The 252-nt window shown below is 55.2% G+C and carries 1 rRNA gene; it reads right to left on the bottom strand.

The annotated features are described in order from the left end of the window. A 23S ribosomal RNA gene (locus ACVA6Q_RS24820) occupies positions 1-252 on the bottom strand; the annotation flags it as partial.

The following is a 252-nucleotide window of genomic DNA, read 5'->3' on the forward strand; positions in this document are numbered from 1 at the left end:
AAGCCTACGCACTTGAACCTGGACAACCGTCGCCAGGCCCACCTAGCCTTCTCCGTCCCCCCATCGCAATTGTAAGAAGTACGGGAATATTAACCCGTTTCCCATCGACTACGCCTTTCGGCCTCGCCTTAGGGGTCGACTCACCCTGCCCCGATTAACGTTGGACAGGAACCCTTGGTCTTCCGGCGTGGAGGTTTTTCACCCCCATTATCGTTACTCATGTCAGCATTCGCACTTCTGATACCTCCAGCA

The sequence above is a fragment of the Vibrio sp. DNB22_10_4 genome, assembly GCF_052879755.1.